Source organism: Streptomyces sp. NPDC058469 (genome assembly GCF_042721125.1).
In the GTDB taxonomy this organism is placed as follows: domain Bacteria; phylum Actinomycetota; class Actinomycetes; order Streptomycetales; family Streptomycetaceae; genus Streptomyces.
Window position 1 is genome coordinate 49,780 of record NZ_JBHXME010000008.1, and the last position, 18,755, is coordinate 68,534.

Sequence of the window (18,755 nt, forward strand, 5' to 3'; positions counted from 1 at the left end):
CCTCGGTCAGTTTTCGCATCATTGCCAACTCCCAAGCGGTGAAAGCCCTTTCGCGAAATCGATTCAACTGTCACCCTCCAAAGCACCCGCACCCCCACCTCCCGAAGGAGGCACCCCCATGTCCGGTTCTGTGAACAGACCGGTTCGCCGCCGCACCTTCGTCCTCGGCGCAGCGGCTACGGCCGGTTCGGCGGCGCTCGCCGGCCCGCTCGCCGAGACCGCGTCCGCCGCGAGCTTCGGCTACACCGACGACGGCTCGAACTACGTCGTCGACACCGGCGCGAGCCTGGTCTTCAAGGTCAGCAAGACGAACGGCGATCTGACGTCGCTGGTCTACAAGGGCACCGAGTACCAGGGCTACGGCGGCATGAACTCGCATGTCGAGTCCGGCCTCGGCGCGTCGACGGTGACGATCGCGCAGTCCGGCACGACGATCCTGATCTCCGTCACGCACGGCACGCTGAAGCACTACTACGCGGCCCGCAGCGGCGAGAACAACGTCTATCTGTGGACCAACAAGGCCGACACCTCGGTTAGCGCGACGCGCTACATCGTGCGCGTCAAGGCCGGCATGTTCCTCAACGACCAGCCGGATTCATACACTTACGCGCCGACCACCATCGAGTCCGCCGACGTCTTCGAGAAGTCCGACGGCCAGACCCGCTCCAAGCACTACTCGAAGAACCGGGTCATCGACTACGACTACGTCGGCTGGACCACCGGCAGCGTCGGCCTGTGGGTCGTGCGCAGCAACCACGAGAAGGCGTCCGGCGGCCCGTTCTACCGCTCGCTGCTGCGCCATCAGAGCGCGGACGGCGGCGGGTTGTACGAGATCCTGTACTACGGCGAGAACCAGACGGAGGCGCAGCGGTTCGGCCTCCAGGGGCCGTACGTCATCGCGCTCACGGACGGCGGCGCACCCTCCTCGGCGCTCTACCACGCCAACCTCACCACCTCGTGGGCGGATTCGCTCGGCATCTCCGGGTACACGGCCGCAGGTGGCCGGGGCCGGGTCGCGGGCGTTGGCATCACCGGGCGCGACACGGCGTACGCGTACACGGTCGGCATCGCCAACTCCGCCGCCCAGTACTGGGCTTCGGCGCGGGCCTCGGACGGCTACTTCTCCATCGCCGGAGTGCTGTCGGGGACGTACACGCTGACGGTCTTCAAGGGTGAACTCGCCGTCTACACCGGGTCGGTGGCGGTCACGGCGGGTGGGACGACGACGCTGAACAGCATCGCGATCCCGTCCTCGAACGACCCGTCCAACGCGAGCGCGATCTGGCGGATCGGCAACTGGGACGGCTCGCCGAGCGGGTTCAAGAACGCGGACCTGATGACCTACGCGCATCCCTCGGACGTACGGGCCGCGTCCTGGACCGGCAACGTGATCGTCGGCAGCGGCACCGAGACCTCGGGGTTCCCCTGCTATCTGTGGAAGGACGTCAACAGCGGCATCATCGTGTACTTCAAGCTGACGGCGGCTCAACTCGCGGCCGCGCACACCCTGCGCATCGGGGTGACGACGGCCTACGCGAACGGCCGGCCGCAGGTCGTCGTCAACGACACCTGGACCTCGGCCGTCCCCTCGCCGCCGACCCAGCCGAGCACCCGGTCGCTGACCGTGGGCTCGTACCGGGGCAACAACTACACGTTCACGTACAGCGTCCCGGCGTCCGCCTGGCTGACGGACGCAAGCGCGTACAACACGCTGAAGATCTATGTGGCGAGCGGCTCGGGGACGACGTCGTTCCTGAGCGCCGGTACGTCGGTCGACGCGATCGATCTGCTCACCTAGAGGCGGCAACTCCCGGGCGGGGAGCGGCGACTTGAAGGCATGACAGAGCCGAACACGCACCGCCGCTCCCCCGCCCGGCGTCGAGCCGCCGCCGTGGCGACCGGCACCGCGGCCGCCCTCGGGCTGGTCGCGGTGTCGCTGGTGACGCAGGCGCAGGCCGCCACCGTCATCACCGTCGCCAAGGACGGTTCGGGCCGCTACACGACCGTGCAGGCCGCCGTGAACGCGTCCGCCGCCGGTGACACGATCTCCGTCGGGAAAGGGAGGTACACGGAAATCGTCAACGTGCCTGTGAGCAAAACGGGGTTGACCATCAAGGGCGCCACCGGCAACGCCGAGGACGTCGTCATCACCTATGACCGGGCGGCCGGTTACACCGACACCGGCGGCAACAAGTACGGGACGCTGGGCAGTTCGGTGGCGACCTTCTCGGCGAGCGGCCTCAGCGTCACCGGGATCACCGTCCAGAACACCTTCGACAAGACCGCCCACCCCGAGATCACGGACACGCAGGCCGTCGCGATCACCGCGCAGGGCGACCGGCAGACGTTCACCAACGACCGGTTCATCAGCCGTCAGGACACCGTCCTCAACTGGTCGCCGTCGTCCACCGGTCAGTACCGGCAGTACTTCTACTCGTCCTTCGTCTCGGGCGACGTGGACTTCGTCTTCGGCAACGCCACCGCCGTCTACGACCGGGTGAACATCCAGCTGCGCAACTCGGGCGCCGCGGCGGGCGGCCTCAACGGCTTCCTCTCCGCGCCCAACACCAGCTCCGCGAAGGCGTACGGCATCCTCGTCACCGGCAGCTCGGTGACCAGCTCGGCGGCGGCCAACACGTACTACCTGGGCCGCCCTTGGCATCCGTCGGCGGACGCGGTGGGCCAACTGGTTGTCCGGGAGACCTCGTTGCCCGCCGCCGTGAAGGTCGCCGGGCCCTGGACGGACATGAGCGGCTACTCCTGGAAGAACGCCCGCTTCTTCGAGTACAGGAACACGGGTGCCGGCGCGACGGTGAACTCCAACCGCCCGCAGCTCACCGACTCCCAGGCCGCGAGCTACACGGCCCAGAAGTACCTGGCGGGCACGGACGGCTGGAATCCGGTCCGGTAACCGTGTGCTCAACTACCGCGCGTCCACTGCTGGTTGGTCGCTCCGCCGCACGTGTAGGTGATGATCGCGGCGGAGTTGGCGGTGGACGCGCCCGACACGTCCAGGCACTCGCCACTGGTCCTGGCCTTGACCAGGACGTAACTGCCGGACGTCGTCAGGCTCCACTGCTGGGCGGTGGCGCCGGTGCAGTTCTCCTGGGTGACGTTCGTCGAGTTCTCCTGGAGGCACAACGAGCTGCCCCGGCCCATGAGTTCGTAGTAGCCGGTGCCCAGGTCCTTGAACCACCACTTCTGGTTGGTGCCGCTGTTGCAGGTGTACTGGCTGATCGCGACTCCCTGCCACAGCGACTGGTTGGCCACGTCCGCGCACTTGGCGCTGTTCCGGGCAATGAGGGTGTTGTACGTCGCGCTCGTCCCGCTGATCGTGCCGGCGGCCGTGTCGATCGACACCTCCGGGTACCAGGACGCCATGGACATCGAGGTCGTGGTCGGGAAGGTCAACGGCAGCCAGACGTAACGGGAGTCGTTGACGGTGCCGCCGAAGGAGTTGCCCCAGCGGTCGCCCATGTAGAGGTACGAGGTGCCCGAAGTCCCGGTGATCGGGAGGACGTAGGCGGTCTGCGAGTTGTATGCGGTCGAGTCGCCGACATTGGTGAAGGCCGTCCACGGGCCGGTGATGCTGGTGGCGGTGGCGTACTGCTGCTGGTTGGCGCTCCAGCCGGTGGCGGCCGAAGTCAGCATGAAGTAGACGCCGTTGCGCTTGAAGAGGGCGGGCGCCTCGCGGTGTCCGCCCACCCACGGGTTGGCGACCAGGCTGTCGATGCCGGTGTAGTCGGCGGTGAGCTTGTAGATGTGCAGGTCGTAGTTCTCGTTGGCGGCGGAGACCATGTAGCCGGTGCCGTCGGTGTCGACGAACGTCGTGATGTCCCGGGACATGTTGTTCCCGAGCGGCTGGAAGCTGCCCTGGTAGGTGTAACTCCCGTCCACGGTCGAGGAGACGGCGACGGCGGCCTTGGCCTCGCTGTAGTCGACGCCGTTCTCCTTGTGCATCCACATCACGAACTCGCCGGTGGACGCGTTGTAGATGACCTTCGGCCGCTCGATGTAGGCGGTGCCCAGCTCGGAGGCGCTGGACTGGGTCAGGACGTGGCTGCGGAACTCCCAGTTCTTCAGGTCGGCGGAGCGGTAGGCGTCCACGTACTTGAAGGTGTTGTCGGCGTTGCGGTCCTCGCCGAACCAGTAGTAGTAGCTGCCGACCTTGATCACCCCGCCGCCGTGCGCGTGCACGGCGTTGCCCGAAGTGTCGCTGAACTGCGTGCCGTTGGTGATGGTCTGGGCCGCGGCCTGGGCCGGTCCGGCGGTCACCAGTGCGGCGGCGAGCACGCAGCACAGGGCGACGAGGATTGCGTACACACGTCTCATCTGACGCCTCTCGGAGGGGGGTTCGAGATTTCGTACGGCATCTGTCATTACGAACGCCGAAAAGGTATGGGTGTGTTACGGGAAGGTCAACGGGTCGCGCGTGACAAAGATGGACGCGAGATTTCTGTTATCGCCGCCGCCGACGCACGTCTCCAGTGACGTGCGCAGCCAAACCCACAAGACAGCAGCCGCCGTAGGCGCCCTCGCGACCGTCGCCCTCCTGGTCGGCGCTCCCCCCGCCTCGGCCGCAGGCGCCCGCGACGCCACCGCCGATGTCCTCGCGGACCGCGATGTCACGCTCTCTGGCGACACGGTGGTCACCGTGCCGTCCGGGACGACCACGTACGACGGGGTGTTCCGCGGCCAGGGCACGCTGACCGTGCGCGGCGGCGGCACGCTGATCCTCACCAAGGACAGCGACTTCACGCTCCCGGCGTCCCGGCAACGGCAGAAGGTCACCACCCGGGGCGGCAACCACCCGTACACCACCGTCGGCAACCCGGACCCGCCCGCGATCACGGTCGACCGCGGGACGACCCTGCAGTACGGCACCGGTGGCGGCACGGGCCTGATCGGCCACTTCCCCTACGGCACGCCCGGCTACCAGTTGAACCAGCTCAACGTCCGGGTCGACGGCACCCTGCGCCTCTCCCTGACCCGCACCTTCAACATCGGCACCATCAGCGGCTCGGGCCTGGTCACCCAGCCCCGCAACATGTGGGGCACCCTCGACCTCGCCGGAACTCACCCCTTCTCAGGGGTGATTGACAACGGCACCGGCATGGCGGTCGGCCGCCCCGAGTACCCGGTGGCGCTGCCCGACGCCCGCGCGATCCTCAACCAGGGCTCCTGGATCATCGACACCCCGCTGTACCAGACGATCACCCTGCGCCAGAACTTCTACCAGCGCGAGTACGGCAGCGACGTCAACGTCCACTCCCGGCCGGGCAGCAAGGTCGTCCTCACGGGCCAGTACAGCTACAGCGACCAGGGCGGCGACACGAACCCGTCGCTCAGCGACTCGAACCTCAACTGGCGTGCCATAGCCCACCAGTTGAACAAGCGCGGCACCAACATCGAGGGCGCGAACGTCCAGTGGGGCGACGGCACCACCCACCGCATCTTCATGCCGGGCACCAAGGACACCGTCTACATCAACCTCCACGAGGCGAGCGGAGTCCGCTCCCGGCTGACCTTCGACTACGACGGTCCGGTCACCCTGGGCGCACCGATCGGCGGCGGCAGGTATCACGACACGCTGGCCGCGCCCGGCGCCGGGGACGTCGTCATCGCGGGGACGCGCGGGAACGACGTGACCTTCGCGGCGCCGCAGCACTACGACGGTTCCACGACCGTGGAGAAGGGGGCGGTGCTGCGGCTGGGATCCGGGAAGCCGGGTGGCGACGGCGGAGTGCTGACCGGTACGGAGCGGCGACGGGTCGTCGACGACGGGACCCTTGTTCTGCGAAACATGACACTCGGCGTCCACGTGTCACATCTCGGCGGCAAGGGGTCCCTCGTCCAGTCCGGCGCCGCGACGACAACGCTGACGGGCACGGCGGTGACGTACACGGGGACGACGACGGTCTCCAAGGGCACGCTGGCGCTCAGGTCGGGAGCGACCCTCACCCGCAGCAAGGCGATTCGGCTCACGTCGGCGGGTGCGCGGCTGGACGCGGGCACGGCGGGCCTGCGTGTGTCGACTGATCTAACCGGTGTGGGCACGGTGAAGGGTTCGGTGACGAACGACAGCGTGGTGACGACCGGGCTCACCGTGACCGGGAACTACACGCAGAGCGCGAAGGGCGACCTGGTCCTGCGCGACAAGCCGTTGAAGGTCGCGGGCAAGGTCGGCCTGGCAGGCGACCTGGACCTCTCCGCCGCCGGGACACACCCGGCGCGGACCGTCACGATCCTCGACCACACGGGTCACGGCGCAACGACGGGCGCGTTCAAGGGACTTCGCGAGGGCGCCAAGCTGAAGCTCGCCGACACGACGTACCGCGTCAGCTACCGGGGCGGTGACGGCAACGACGTCGTCCTGACCGCCGTCACCGCGAGCAGCCCCTCCCCCAGCGCCCACCCCAAGTCCTCGTCCGGGACGACGCTCGCCGAGGCCCGCACGACGAACACCGCTCGCAGCGACGGCTTCGGCTGGTGGCCGTACGCGCTCGGACTCGGCCTGCTGGGCGGCCTGTTGGTCCCGGTGACCAAGCGCACGCGGGGCAGCGGCAGGCGCGGGGGCGGGAAGCACGCGGCGTAGGACCAACGGCCGCTCGGCGCCTCCGGGAAGCCCAGCCGCGGAGCCGGCGCTCGCGCCTCGGCGGCCCACCCGGCGAGGAAGGCGAGGGCCAACCCCCGCTCCCGGTACCGGAGTTCGGCGGAGACGGCGCGCTCACCGCCGTAGTCCAGTTGCTCCTCGCTCGCGCGGGCGAGCATGAGTGCGGTGAGCCAGTCGTACTTCACGACGGAGGCGCACACCCCGAGGCGTACGACCGTTCGTCGACCCGGCTGCCCGACTCCCGGAGGCCGTGCAGATACGCCTCGTAGGCCTGCGCCGCATACCCGGGCAGGCTGTCGGCCGGGACGAACAGGTCGAAGACGGAGTCGGGGAGGTAGTTGCCGAGGTCCTCGCCGAGGGCGCCGTCGCCGGCGAAGGCCCAGTCGGCGCGGCGCCCTGCGCGGCGCCGAGGCGACGGGCGTGTTCGATGTGCCGGGCGAGCAGCCGGGGCGCGCGGATGCCGTAGGGCTGCCAGGTCTGCGCGAGCCCGGAGTCGTAGACCTCCGCCTCGCGCAGCCAGTAGTTCCCGTGGCGGGGGTCGTCGGAGGCGGCCCAGCGACCGGTGGCCTCCTTCGTGCGGGTGAGCACCTTGAGGACGGCCGTACGGTCACCTGCGGTCACGGTCCGGACGCCTGCGGTGACACCGTTCTTGGGGTTGTGCGTGAGCGGTGTCGCGGAGACCGGTCCGGTGGACTGACCCAGGACGTCCCGCGCTTCGGCTTCCGTGATGTCCCGCATGATGGACGATCCTTTCACCAGCCGGCCGGAGACCGACGCGTACGGCCGTATCGACTAGCGTCGAGACATGACCAGCGACACCGCTCCCCTCCTCGCCGACGCCCTCGCCGCCGGGACCCTCGTCCTCGACGGCGGCCTGTCCAACCAGCTCGGGGCGGCCGGGCACGACCTGAGCGACGAGCTGTGGTCGGCGCGGCTGCTCGCAGACCAGCCCGAGGCGATCACCGAGGCGCACCTCGCGTACTACGAGGCGGGCGCCGACGTGGCGATCACCTCCAGCTACCAGGCCACCTTCGAGGGCTTCGCGAAGCGCGGGATCAAGCACGACCGTGCGGCCGAACTCATCGCCCTGAGCGTGGAGTTGGCCATCGACGCGGCCGTGGAGGCACGGCGGCGAGGCATCGAGCGGCCCCTCTACGTGGCGGCCTCGGTCGGACCGTACGGCGCGATGCTCGCGGACGGCTCCGAGTACCGGGGCCGGTACGGGCTGAGCGTGGCCGAGCTGGAGGCCTTCCACCGGCCCCGCCTGGAGGTGCTGGATTTCGTCGGGCCTGACGTGCTGGCTTTCGAGACGATCCCGGACACCGTCGAGGCCGAGGCCCTGCTGCGGGCGGTACGCGGGCTGCGGGTGCCCGCCTGGCTGTCGTACTCGATCGCGGGCGACCGCACCCGCGCCGGGCAGCCCTTGGAGGAGGCGTTCGCGCTCGCCGCCGACGCGGACGAGATCATCGCGGTCGGCGTCAACTGCAGTGCCCCCGAGGACGTCGACGGCGCGATCGAGACCGCGGCCCGCGTCACCGGCAAGCCTGTCGTCGTCTACCCCAACAGCGGCGAGACCTGGGACGCCGAGGCCCGCGCCTGGACGGGCCGTTCCACCTTCACCGCCGAACAGGTCGAGGGGTGGCGGGCGTCCGGGGCGCGGTTGATCGGGGGGTGCTGCCGGGTGGGGCCGGGGGCGATCACGTCGATCGCGCGGACGCTCACCCCTACGGCCTCCTGACCAACTCCTGACTCAGGGAACGATCGCCGCGATCGAGTCCCGCACCACCACATGCGTGCCCAGCAGCAGGTGCTCGTCCGGGGACTCCGGTGTGCGGCCCAGCGCGGTGCGTACGGCGAGGCGGCCCAGCTCCTCGTAGGGGACGTGGACCGTGGTCAGGGCCGGGTACAGATCGCGGGCGAACGGGATGTCGTCGTAGCCCGCCAGTGAGACGTCGCCGGGGACGTCCAGGCCCGCCTCGTGCAGGGCGGTGAGCGCGCCCGCGGCGACCATGTCGGTGGCGGCGACCACGGCCGTGAACTCCAGTTTCCGGCTCAGGGCGGCGCGCATCAGACGGTGGCCCGAGTCGCGGGTGAAGTCGCCGTGGAGCAGGAGTTCCGGGTCGGGTTCGAGGCCTCGGGCGCGGTGGGCGGCGAGGTAGCCACGTTCGCGGCCCTGCGCGGTCGCCTGGTCCGGCTTGCCGCCGAGGAACAGGACACGCTGGTGGCCCTGGGCCAGGACGTGCGCGACGAGGGCGTACGCGCCGCCCTCGTTGTCGTACTCGATGACCGTGACCGGCGCGCCCGGGCCGAGCGGCGGGCGCCCGCAGAGCACGAGCCGCGAGCCGGCCGCCGCGAGCGAGTCGGCGATACGGCGGGTGCGCTCGCGGTACTCCGGGGTGTCCGCCGTGCCGCCGACGAGGATCACGGCGGCGGTGCGCTGGGCGCGCATCGTCTCGATGAAGTCGAGTTCGCGCTGGACGTCGCCCTCGGTGCTGCACACCAGGCACAGGTGCCCGAGCCGGGTCGCCTCGCGCTCCACGCCGTGCGCCATCAGCGCGAACGACGGTCCCGTGATGTCCTCCAGGACGAACGCGAGGGTCGGCGTCCCGACGCCCGCCACTGCCTTGGCGCGGGCGTCCGCGACGTAGTCCAGGTCGCGTACCGCCCGCAGCACGCGCGTGCGGGTCGCCGTGCTCACCGGGTACTCCCCGCCGAGCACCCGCGACACCGTGGACGCGGACACCCCGGCACGGGCCGCCACGTCCCGGATGGTGCTACCGGTCGCGTCCTGGCTCTTCCTGGTCATGTACCGCCTCGCCCCTCCCCGGCCTGTGGCAACACATCGGCAACCGGTTCCCTGCGCGGAGAGTAGCAGTGTGTGTCAGGCCGGGAGGAGGGGCGTGCGTCGGCCAATTCACGTACGTCAGCGGGGCAGTTGTCGGCAACCGGCGTTGGGCAACCAGTTTCTGTCCCGTACCCCCACCCTCACGACGACCGCCGCACATCCCCCGTCCCCGTCCCCGTACGCCGCAGCCGCCGTACGACCGACCGCAGTTCGGTGGCACTCCGCACGGGCGGCGTGCCCTCGGCCGGAGCCGCCGTTTCCCTGGCCACCGCGTCGGCCGCCCACAGGGCGAACTCGGGGTCGCGCGGCCCGTACGCGACGTACGGCGCACCCTCCCCGAAGATCCGTACCGGATGCGAGTCGTCCCAGGCCTGCCAGCCCGGGTCGCCGTCCACTGCGAACCGTACCCAGGCCCCGTGCATGGCGTCGGCGAGCGACTGGGGCGCGCCCTGGCCCGCGAGTTTGGCGGACTCGGGGATGTCGCCCGTGTCGAAGACGAAGCCGAGTTCGAGGGCATGGCAGGAGCCGAGGTCGGGACGGTTGGAGGGCCAGGCGAACTCGTAGACGTGGGAGTTTCCGGGGCGGGCGTCGGCGAGGCGGTGCAGCGGGTAGCGGAGGAGGTGGTCGGTGACCAGTTGGCCGACGGTCTCGGCGGTGCCGGCTCCGGGGTGCAGGGCGCGGTAGCCGCGCGGGACCTCGACGCCGCAGTGGCAGCGGGCCATCGCACCGGCCAGGGCGACCGCGCCGAGCCGGTCGACGCGCTCGTGGAGCCCGCCGGGTACCAGCCACAGCCGGTACTCGTCGCGGGTCCAGCCCAGCATCAGGTCGACGCCCCGGCCCACCTCGCCGTCCACGAGCGCTTCCAGTGGGTCGCGGGGTACGAGGTCGCCGTCGATGACGATCCCGAACGTGGGTCCGCCGAGCACCGGGCTGCTGAGTCTGCCCACGTCGGCCTGGGTGCGGAGCAGGAGTTCGCGGTCCACGGCGGCGAAGGCCTCGGCGGTGGCGGGAATCTTCAGCCGGGTCGCCATCCGGCGCACCATCCGCCGTACCTTGTCGCGGTCGAAGGCCTCCGGGGGCCCGCTCTGCAGAACGGCCCGGCGGACCAGCCCTTGAGCCTGCGGGGCGGCGAGCAGCGCGCCGATGCTGATCGCGCCGGCGGACTGGCCGAAGAGGGTGATCCGGTCGGGGTCGCCGCCGAACGCCGCGATGGACTCGTGCACCCAGCGCAGCGCGGCGATCTGATCGCGCAGGCCGGGGTTGGCGGGGGCGTCCGGGAAGAGGCCGTAACCCTCCACGCCCAGGCGGTAGTTGACCGAGACGAGGACGACGCCGTCGCGGGCGAAGGCGTGTCCGTCGTAGACGGGGACGGCCGACGAACCCCGGGTGAGCGCACCGCCGTGCAGCCACACCATGACCGGCAGCCGGGCGCCCGTGCCGGGTTCCGGGGTCCACACGTTGAGGTTGAGACAGTCGTCGCCGGGCACGACGGGGTCGGAGAGCAGTCTGGCGAAGGCTTCGGAGTACGGCGGTTTCGGCGCGGTCGGTCCGAAGGCGAACGCGTCGCGCACACCGGTCCAGGGCTCGGGCGGGACGGGCGGGCGGAACCGGCGGAGGCCGAAGGGGGGCGCCGCGTAGGGGATGCCCCGGAAGACCGCGATCCCGTTCTCGTACCGGCCGCGCACCGCCCCGTACGGAGTGCCGACCACGGGGCCCGTCTGCTCTGCCGTCGCCGCCATCTGCCCACCAGCTCCTCACCGCGCTCGTGAACCATGCTGCTCATCAGAGCATCACACCGTGCTCGGCTATTCCGGCGGACGAGCGCGGCTGGACGGGTCATGCCACGTCATGGCGGGGCGTACTACGTCCGTTCGGGCCGGGCGGCGATCGAAATGTTTCCGCGTGCTGCGCCCTCTCTCACGGATTGACCCCCGCTCCACAGCAGATCTACGGTAGAAGACGCTTTCAGAAAACGTTTCCGACATCATTCTCAGGCCGTACTCACGCCGCACTACTGGAGGGTCATGCCCAGCGCCCAGCCGCCGAGGGCCGTGTTCGCCATGGATCCGGTGCACCTGCCCCTGCTCTTTCCCTCACCCCTGATGGCACGGCTCCGGCAGACGGCCGAGATCGACCCGGGGCTCGTCGTACGGGACTTCGCCGCCCCCGAGACCGCCGGGGCGCTCGCCCGGGCCGAGGTCCTGATCACCGGGTGGGGCTGCCCGCACCTCGACGCCGACGCGCTGGCGGCGGCACCCCGGCTGCGTACCGTGCTGCACGCGGCGGGCTCGGTCCGTTCGCTGGTCGGCGAGGCCCTGTGGGAACGCGGAGTATCCGTCTCCAGCGCGGTCACCGGCAACGCGCTGCCGGTCGCCGAGTACACCCTCGCGATGATCCTGCTCGCCGGGAAGGACACCTTCGCCCAGCGGGAACGCTTCCGGCACACGCACACGTACCCGACGCCCGCCGAGACCGCGCCGATCGGCAACCTCGGCCGCCGGATCGGCGTCATCGGCGCCTCCCGCGTGGGCCGCCGACTGCTGGAACTGCTGCCGTCGTACGACTTCGAGGTCCTCCTGCACGACCCCTACGTCAGCGTCACCGAGGCCGCCGCGCTGGGGGCCGAACTCCTGCCGCTGGACGACCTGTTGAGCCGTAGCGACATCGTGAGCCTGCACGCCCCCGACATCCCCGAGACGCAGCGCATGCTGGACCGCGGGCGGCTCGCCCTCATCCGGGACGGCGGGGTGCTGATCAACACCTCCCGGGGCGCCCTGATCGACCACGAGGCCCTCACCGACGAGCTGTCGTCCGGCCGGCTGACCGCGATCCTCGACGTCACCGAACCCGAGCCACTGCCTCCCACGTCGCCGCTGTACACGCTGCCGAACGTCTTCCTCACGCCGCACATCGCGGGCTCGCTCGGCAACGAGCTGGCGCGGCTCGGCGCCATCGTCGTCGACGAGCTGGAGCGCCTGGCCGCGGGCCTGCCACCCGCCCACGAGGTACGGCACGCGGACCTGGCCCGTGTCGCCTGATCCGCGCCGTCCACAGGCCGGCACACCGGGAACGACCTTGGGATACGGTTTCCGGACCGGCGCGGGAGCAGGCCCCAGGGCGCCCGGTGGGAACGCGGTCATGGTGAAGGAGTCGCTACGGTGAGTCAGCGCAAGGCGTCGGGCGACGTCGGCCGGGCGACGATCCGGGACGTGGCGGAGCGCGCGGGCGTCTCCGTGGCGAGCGTCTCGCGCGTGCTGTCCGGCAACTACCCGGTGTCGGAGGAGCTGCGCCGCCGGGTGATGAAGGTGGTCGGCGACCTGGACTACGTCACCAACGCGCACGCCCGTTCCCTGGCCGGCGGCGGTACGCCCACGGTGGCCATCCTCATCAACAACATCACCGGCGCCGCGTTCGCCCATGTGGCCAAGGGAGTTGAGGGCGCTGCCACACTGCGCGGCTGGCTCTCCCTGGTCGGCACGACCGGCGACGACCCGGAGCGCGAGCTCGCGTTGGTCAACCTCATGCGCCAACAGGGCGTCGCCGCCGTGGTGTTGCTGGGCGGCGCGTACGACTTCGACGAGTACCAGGTGCGGATGGCCCGCTTCGCCCGTTCCCTCGACGCGGCGGGCTCGCACCTCGTGCTCGTCGGCCGCCCGCCGCTGGAGGGCGACGTCCCGGCGACGACGGTCGACTACGACAACGAGGGCGGCGCCTACGCCATGGCCAGCCACCTCCTCTCGGCGGGCCACCGCCGGGTCCTGGTCCTGCCCGGACACGCCGAACTCACCACCGCCCAGGGCCGGTTGAGGGGTGCGCAACGGGCCTTCGAGGCGTACGGCGTGCCGTTCGACCCGGGGATGGTGCGGCACGGTCCGTACGACTACGAGCACGGGTACGAGGCGGTGGAGGACACCCTGAAGGAGGGCGTGGACTTCACCGCGGTGCTGGCGGGGACCGACGTGGTCGCCGCGGGTGCCATGCAGGCGCTGCGCGCGGCGGGGCTGCGGGTGCCCGAGGACGTGTCGATCGTCGGCTACGACGACATCCCGCTGGCCTCCCAGCTCACCCCCCAACTCACCACCGTGCACGTCCCGTACGAGGAGATGGGCCGGGTCGCGCTGCGCGCGGTGGCGGACCGGCGTGAAGGCGGCGGCACGGGCCGACGCAGAAGCAGCGACGGCGACCATCTGGTCCTGGGCACGCATGTCGTGGTACGGAACTCGGTACGGCCGCCGACCCGACGGGATTAGCGCAGCACACGGAACCAGGGCGTTACGTAACCGGTTTCTCTTCGAATCCCCTGGCTGGACCGGGTCTGTCCAGGGCGATCGAAACAAGTCGCTGCACACCTCTTGCTCCGAACCGGCCCCGATGCCTACCTTCACAGCAACCGGTTTCTACCTCTTCTCTTCCGAAGGAACACGGTCTGATGAACTTCACCAGCCCCCGGAGAAGGTTCGCTCGTGCAGCCGTCGCGGGCCTCGCGCTGACGGGTCTGCTCTCCGCCTGCGGCGGATCCGGCTCGGGAGACAAGGCGTCCTCCGGCCCGGTCACCCTCCCCTTCTGGGGCTGGGCCAACGGACAGGACGCGGTCGTGAAGGCGTTCAACGCCTCGCACAAGGACATCAAGCTCAAGTACACCAAGGTCACCGACCAGTTGACGATGCAGAAGCAGCTGACCAACGCGGTCAAGGCCGGCAACGCGCCCTGCCTGGTGCAGAACACGGCGGAGTACGTGACCACCTGGGTCTCGCAGGGCGCGCTCGCCGACATCTCGCAGTACGTCTCCGCGGACAAGGCCAAGTTCAACGCGGGCTCGTGGGCCAGTGCACAGGTGCAGGGCAAGTCGTATGGCGTGCCGACCAGTTCGGCCCCCGCGTTCACGATCTACCGCACCGACGTCTTCCAGAAGTACGGCCTGAAGGCGCCCACGACCTGGGACGAGTTCATCGCCGCGGGCAAGGTCCTGAAGAAGCACGGCATCAAGATCACCAACTACGCCGGTGAGGACCCGAGCACCCTGGAGGTCCTGGCCATGCAGGCCGGGGCGCACTGGTACGCCATCGACGGCAACTCCTGGAAGGTGAACTTCCAGGACGCGGGCAGCCTCAAGGCGGCCCAGGTGATCCAGGACATCATCGACAACGACCTCAACTCCACGCTCTCCTTCGCGGATTACGCGGCCGTACAGCGCAACTACGACAACGGCGGCACCGCGACCCGGCAGATCTCCACCTGGCAGATGGCGGGCATGGTGCAGAACTTCACCAAGTCCGACGGCAAGTGGGCGCTGTCGCCCTGGCCGACTTATCCGGGCGAGGCCGCGAAGACGCCCGCCGGGACCAACCAGAGCGGTGGCGTCACGCTGGTCACCAAGCAGTGCGCGCACCAACAGCAGGCCGCCGAGGCCGCGTTGTGGATGTCGACCGACACGGGCGCGGTGAAGACGATGGCGAGCCCGACCACCGGCAACGGTGTGATGCCGGCGCTGGTCGACAGCAACGCGTACGTCGACGAGGCGATCTCCGACAAGCTGCTCGGGACGAACTACGAGCCCGCGAAGCAGATCGTCACCGACAGCCTGAACACCGTCACCTCGGACTGGGCGTTCGGCCCCGACTGGACCGCGATGTTCACCGAGCTGCAGACCGGCTGGGCGAAGGTGATGAACAAGCAGGAGAAGGTCACCGATCTGCTGGCGCACATGCAGGAGTGGACGGTCAAGGACCTGAAGTCCCGCGGTATCAGCGTCAAGGGCTGAGGCAGCGCCGATGATTCGCTCCCAGCGCTGGAAGGGCGCCGCGTTCACGGTGCCCTTCCAACTCGGTTTCGTGTTCCTGTACTTGATACCGATCGGGTACGCCGTCTACGAGTCGCTGTTCGTGGAGCACCAGTCGGGGCTCGGTCTCGGCGGCTCCACGCAGCGGTTCTCCGGCCTGGACAACTACCAACAGGGCCTGACCGACTCGGCGTTCATGAACTCGGTGCTGCGCGTGGTGCTGTTCGCGTGCGTACAGATCCCGGTGATGCTGCTCGTCAGCCTGCTGCTGGCGCTGTTCCTGGACGCTCTGTCCTCGAAGGCCGCGGGCCGGTTCAGGATCCTGCTGCTCGTGCCGTACATGATCCCCGGAGTGGTCGCGGCCATCGTGTGGATCAACCTCTACAGCCCGGACGTCGGCCCGTTGACGCCGCTGGGCAAGCTGTTCGGGCTGTCCTGGAACTTCTTCGCGCCCTCGATGGTCTGGCCGTCCATCGGCAACCTGCTGACCTGGCACGGCATCGGCTACAACATGGTGATCATCTACGCCGCGCTCCAGGGCGTGCCCCGCGACCTGTTCGAGGCGGCGCGGCTGGACGGCGCCTCCGAGTTCCGGGTCGCGACGAGCATCAAAATCCCTTACGTACGAGGGGCGTTGGTGCTGACCGGGATGCTCTCGATCATCCAGATGCTGCAGATCTTCAACGAGCCGGCGCTGTTCCGGAACGTCACCCCGCAGACGGTGAACGACAGCTTCACGCCCATCATGATCATCTACAACCAGGCGTTCAACGCGGGCAACTACCACTACGCGGCGGCTCTTTCGGTCCTCCTCGCGCTCATCCTCGGCCTCGCCTCCTTCCTCTTCTACCGGCTCACCGCGAAGGAGGCCGACTGATGACCCTCACCGAAGAACGCCGGAACGCCCATCAGGTCCGGCGCCTCAACAAGCCCGATCCGGCGGCCCGTTCACGCGGCGGCCAGCGCTTCCTGCTCGTCGGTCTGGTCCTGGCCAGCGCCTACAGCCTGTTCCCGGTGTGGTGGCTGATCGTCGCCGCGACCAAGAACCGCACGGGCCTGTACCAGAGCAACGGCCTGTGGTTCTCCGGCATGCACCTGTGGGCGAACGTGCGTCAGGTCTTCACCTACGAGAACGGCATCTTCCTGCGCTGGACCGCCAACTCGTTCCTGTACGCGGGAGTCGGCTCCCTGGGCGGCACGCTCATCGCGCTCGCGACGGGCTACGGCCTCGCGCGCTTCGAATTCCCGGGCCGCGGTGCGGTGTTCGCGTGTGTGGTGGGCTCGTTCCTGATCCCGATCGCGTTGCTCACGCTCCCGCTGTACCTGATGTTCTCGAAGATCGGCCTGGTCGACACTCCCTGGGCGATGCTGATCCCCTGCCTGATCAACCCGTTCAGCGTCTACCTCGCCAAGGTCTACACGGAGGCCACGGTCCCGTTCGAACTCCTGGAGGCGGCACGCCTGGACGGCGCGGGCGAGTTGCGGATCTTCTTCAGCATCGTGCTGCGGATGATGACGACGGGCGGCGCCACGGTGTTCCTGCTCGCGTTCGTGAACACCTGGAACGCCTTCTTCCTCCCGCTGACCGTGCTGCGCGGCGAGGAGAACTGGACGCTCAACCTCGGCCTCTACAACTGGTCCGGAAAACGCATGGAGTCGGGCGTCGACCTCACGAGCCTGGTCCTCACCGGCGCACTCCTGTCGATCGTCCCGATGGCCGTGATGATGGTCGCGATGCGCCGCTACTGGCGTACAGGGGTCACCCTGGGAGCCCTCAAGTGACCTTGCTGCACAACCCCGTTGTCCGCGGCTTCGCCCCCGACCCCTCGATGGTCGGGGTCGGCGACTGGTACTACGTGGCGACCAGTTCCTTCGAGTGGTTCCCCACGATCCCGATCCACCGCTCCCGGGACCTGGCCGACTGGCAGTACGCGGGCCACGTCCGGGGCGCGGTCCCCGGCGACTCCCTCGCCGGGGTCCCCGACTCGGGCGGCGTCTGGGCACCCTCGCTGAGCTGGGACGGCGAGCGTTTCTGGCTGACGTACTCGGTGGTCCGCTCGGTCGGCACGCCGTACTTCGACCTGGACACGTACATCACGACGGCGACGGACCTGGCCGGGAAGTGGACGGCCCCGCGGCGGGTGGCGAGCCACGGCTTCGACCCTGCACTGTTCCACGACGAGGGCCGACTCTGGCTGCTCAACCTCCAGAACGACTGTCGCCCCGGTGGCCGCCGCTTCGCGGGCATCGTCGCGACGGAGCTGGACCGTGACACGCTCGCCCCGATCGGCGCGACCCATCTGCTGCTCCAGCACGAACGGCTCATAGAGGGGCCGAAGTTGGTGCGTCGGAGCGGCTGGTACTACCTGTTGCTCGCGGAGGGCGGCACGGGGTTCGAGCACGGGGTGCGGGTGGCGCGCAGCCGTACGGTCACCGGTCCGTACGAGCTCGACGACCGCCCCTTGCTGACGTCCCGGGACGACCCGTCGGTGCCGTTGCAGAAGGCGGGACACGGTGAACTGGTCCAACTGCCGGGCGGAGACTGGGTGTTGAGCCATCTGGCGGCGCGTCCGGTGCGGACATTCGACGGACCGCGCTGCACCCTGGGCCGGGAGACCGCGATCCAGGCGGTGACGTGGGACGCGGACGGCTGGCCGAGGCTGCGGCAGGGAGGCTGGCATCCGGCGGTCGAGGTGGACGTACCGACGCGTACCGACGCCGCCCCGCTGGACCAAGTCCGGGATTCCGACGGTCCGTTGGGCTGGCCGTGGAGCAGTCCGCGTACGTACCCGGACCCGTCCTGGGCCGACACCGTCACCCGCCCCGGCTGGATTCGGCTGCGCGGGCGGCACGGGCCGGAGTCGCGGTGGGCGCACAGTCTGCTGGCCCAGCGGATCACCGAACATCACGCGGAGGCCGAAGTCACGGTCGACGCACGGCCGTTGACGTTCACGCAGGCGGCGGGGCTGGTGCTCTGGTACGGCGCCGAGGCATATCTGAGCCTGCATCTGACCTGGGCGGAGCCCGAGGGTGAGGGGCAGCGGGGGCAGCAGTGGCAGGGCGCTGGCCGAACGGTGCTGAGCCTTGTGGAGCGGGACGAGGACGGCACCCGGCAGGTGGCCGTCGTAGAGGTGGATGTCCGTGCTCCTCTGGCGTTGGGGGTGACGGTCGAGGGGGCCGATGCCCGGTTCTGGTGTCTGCGGGAGGGGGTACGGACGCCGGTCGGGCCGGTGCTGGACTTCAGTCGGCTGTCCGACGACTACGGGTCGCGGCTGCGGTTCACCGGTGCGATGGCGGGCATCCATGCCTGGGATCTGGTCGACGGCGCGTTCACGGCGGACTTCTCCGGGTTCCGGCTGAGATGCACACCGGGATGACCCGCCCGTAGGTGACGCTTTCTCCCCTGTTCGGGGTTTCGAAAGATCGGGTCGGCGCGATCGCGTGAATTCCCTGGTCTTCCCGCCGTGTTGACGCGCACCTATCGTAGGAAGCGCTTTCTGAACGGTTGGTGGTCGGGC

The 18,755-nt window shown here is 69.6% G+C and carries 14 protein-coding genes; 10 read left to right on the forward strand and 4 right to left on the reverse strand.

Annotated features, from left to right (window positions below):
• The first annotated feature begins 118 nt into the window (after positions 1 to 118).
• Both ACFWP5_RS07090 and ACFWP5_RS07095 read left to right on the forward strand, forming a co-directional pair.
• Positions 119 to 1,798, forward strand: coding sequence for a rhamnogalacturonan lyase B N-terminal domain-containing protein (locus ACFWP5_RS07090; RefSeq protein ID WP_384151505.1), 1,680 nt, complete (start codon positions 119 to 121; stop codon positions 1,796 to 1,798).
• A gap of 39 nt (positions 1,799 to 1,837) precedes the next feature.
• Positions 1,838 to 2,911: a pectinesterase family protein gene (locus ACFWP5_RS07095; protein WP_384151508.1), complete on the forward strand. Its 1,074-nt coding sequence runs from the start codon at positions 1,838 to 1,840 to the stop codon at positions 2,909 to 2,911.
• An 8-nt stretch (positions 2,912 to 2,919) separates the two neighbouring features.
• On the opposite strand, the gene ACFWP5_RS07100 is transcribed toward ACFWP5_RS07095, so the two are convergent.
• Positions 2,920 to 4,332 (reverse strand): RICIN domain-containing protein, encoded by a 1,413-nt coding sequence (locus ACFWP5_RS07100; protein WP_384151511.1) that lies wholly within the window; start codon positions 4,330 to 4,332, stop codon positions 2,920 to 2,922.
• A gap of 160 nt (positions 4,333 to 4,492) precedes the next feature.
• On the opposite strand from ACFWP5_RS07100, the gene ACFWP5_RS07105 reads away from it, so the two are divergent.
• Positions 4,493 to 6,595 (forward strand): autotransporter, encoded by a 2,103-nt coding sequence (locus ACFWP5_RS07105; RefSeq protein WP_384151514.1) that lies wholly within the window; start codon positions 4,493 to 4,495, stop codon positions 6,593 to 6,595.
• A 132-nt stretch (positions 6,596 to 6,727) separates the two neighbouring features.
• On the opposite strand, the gene ACFWP5_RS07110 is transcribed toward ACFWP5_RS07105, so the two are convergent.
• Entirely contained in the window at positions 6,728 to 7,351 is a 624-nt protein-coding gene (locus tag ACFWP5_RS07110) for a hypothetical protein (protein WP_384151517.1), read from the reverse strand.
• 67 nt (positions 7,352 to 7,418) lie between these two features.
• On the opposite strand from ACFWP5_RS07110, the gene mmuM reads away from it, so the two are divergent.
• Positions 7,419 to 8,351, forward strand: a complete 933-nt coding sequence (gene mmuM, locus ACFWP5_RS07115; RefSeq protein WP_384151520.1) for a homocysteine S-methyltransferase — start codon at positions 7,419 to 7,421, stop codon at positions 8,349 to 8,351.
• A gap of 12 nt (positions 8,352 to 8,363) precedes the next feature.
• On the opposite strand, the gene ACFWP5_RS07120 is transcribed toward mmuM, so the two are convergent.
• Positions 8,364 to 9,419, reverse strand: a complete 1,056-nt coding sequence (locus ACFWP5_RS07120; protein ID WP_384151523.1) for a LacI family DNA-binding transcriptional regulator — start codon at positions 9,417 to 9,419, stop codon at positions 8,364 to 8,366.
• 179 nt (positions 9,420 to 9,598) lie between these two features.
• Complete coding sequence (locus tag ACFWP5_RS07125; RefSeq protein ID WP_384151526.1) at positions 9,599 to 11,197, reverse strand: carboxylesterase/lipase family protein; 1,599 nt, start codon at positions 11,195 to 11,197, stop codon at positions 9,599 to 9,601.
• 285 nt (positions 11,198 to 11,482) lie between these two features.
• On the opposite strand from ACFWP5_RS07125, the gene ACFWP5_RS07130 reads away from it, so the two are divergent.
• The 6 genes from ACFWP5_RS07130 (at position 11,483) to ACFWP5_RS07155 (ending at position 18,614) form a co-directional block, all read left to right on the forward strand.
• On the forward strand, positions 11,483 to 12,496 hold the full coding sequence (locus ACFWP5_RS07130; protein WP_384151529.1) for a hydroxyacid dehydrogenase: 1,014 nt from the start codon (positions 11,483 to 11,485) through the stop codon (positions 12,494 to 12,496).
• 120 nt (positions 12,497 to 12,616) lie between these two features.
• Positions 12,617 to 13,708, forward strand: coding sequence for a LacI family DNA-binding transcriptional regulator (locus ACFWP5_RS07135; protein WP_384151532.1), 1,092 nt, complete (start codon positions 12,617 to 12,619; stop codon positions 13,706 to 13,708).
• Positions 13,709 to 13,887: 179 nt separating this feature from the next.
• The gene (locus tag ACFWP5_RS07140; RefSeq protein ID WP_384151535.1) at positions 13,888 to 15,219 is read left to right on the forward strand and encodes an ABC transporter substrate-binding protein; all 1,332 of its coding nucleotides are present in this window, start codon (positions 13,888 to 13,890) and stop codon (positions 15,217 to 15,219) included.
• Between the two features lie 10 nt (positions 15,220 to 15,229).
• Positions 15,230 to 16,114 carry a carbohydrate ABC transporter permease gene (locus tag ACFWP5_RS07145; protein WP_384151539.1) on the forward strand — a complete coding sequence of 295 codons (885 nt, stop codon included), beginning with the start codon at positions 15,230 to 15,232 and terminating at the stop codon, positions 16,112 to 16,114.
• Positions 16,114 to 17,019: a carbohydrate ABC transporter permease gene (locus tag ACFWP5_RS07150; RefSeq protein WP_384151542.1), complete on the forward strand. Its 906-nt coding sequence runs from the start codon at positions 16,114 to 16,116 to the stop codon at positions 17,017 to 17,019. The genes ACFWP5_RS07145 and ACFWP5_RS07150 overlap by 1 nt, the downstream gene beginning before the upstream one ends.
• Entirely contained in the window at positions 17,016 to 18,614 is a 1,599-nt protein-coding gene (locus ACFWP5_RS07155) for a family 43 glycosylhydrolase (RefSeq protein ID WP_384151545.1), read from the forward strand. The genes ACFWP5_RS07150 and ACFWP5_RS07155 overlap by 4 nt, the downstream gene beginning before the upstream one ends.
• Positions 18,615 to 18,755 lie beyond the last annotated feature (141 nt).

Excerpts from the sequence above, each read along its gene's own strand:
- ACFWP5_RS07090 (WP_384151505.1), top strand. The coding sequence starts at position 119 with ATGTCCGGTTCTGTGAACAGACCGGTTCGCCGCCGCACCTTCGTCCTC.
- ACFWP5_RS07095 (WP_384151508.1), top strand. The coding sequence starts at position 1,838 with ATGACAGAGCCGAACACGCACCGCCGCTCCCCCGCCCGGCGTCGAGCC.
- ACFWP5_RS07100 (WP_384151511.1), bottom strand. The coding sequence starts at position 4,332 with ATGAGACGTGTGTACGCAATCCTCGTCGCCCTGTGCTGCGTGCTCGCC.
- ACFWP5_RS07110 (WP_384151517.1), bottom strand. The coding sequence starts at position 7,351 with ATGCGGGACATCACGGAAGCCGAAGCGCGGGACGTCCTGGGTCAGTCC.
- mmuM (WP_384151520.1), top strand. The coding sequence starts at position 7,419 with ATGACCAGCGACACCGCTCCCCTCCTCGCCGACGCCCTCGCCGCCGGG.
- ACFWP5_RS07120 (WP_384151523.1), bottom strand. The coding sequence starts at position 9,419 with ATGACCAGGAAGAGCCAGGACGCGACCGGTAGCACCATCCGGGACGTG.
- ACFWP5_RS07125 (WP_384151526.1), bottom strand. The coding sequence starts at position 11,197 with ATGGCGGCGACGGCAGAGCAGACGGGCCCCGTGGTCGGCACTCCGTAC.
- ACFWP5_RS07130 (WP_384151529.1), top strand. The coding sequence starts at position 11,483 with ATGCCCAGCGCCCAGCCGCCGAGGGCCGTGTTCGCCATGGATCCGGTG.
- ACFWP5_RS07140 (WP_384151535.1), top strand. The coding sequence starts at position 13,888 with ATGAACTTCACCAGCCCCCGGAGAAGGTTCGCTCGTGCAGCCGTCGCG.
- ACFWP5_RS07145 (WP_384151539.1), top strand. The coding sequence starts at position 15,230 with ATGATTCGCTCCCAGCGCTGGAAGGGCGCCGCGTTCACGGTGCCCTTC.
- ACFWP5_RS07150 (WP_384151542.1), top strand. The coding sequence starts at position 16,114 with ATGACCCTCACCGAAGAACGCCGGAACGCCCATCAGGTCCGGCGCCTC.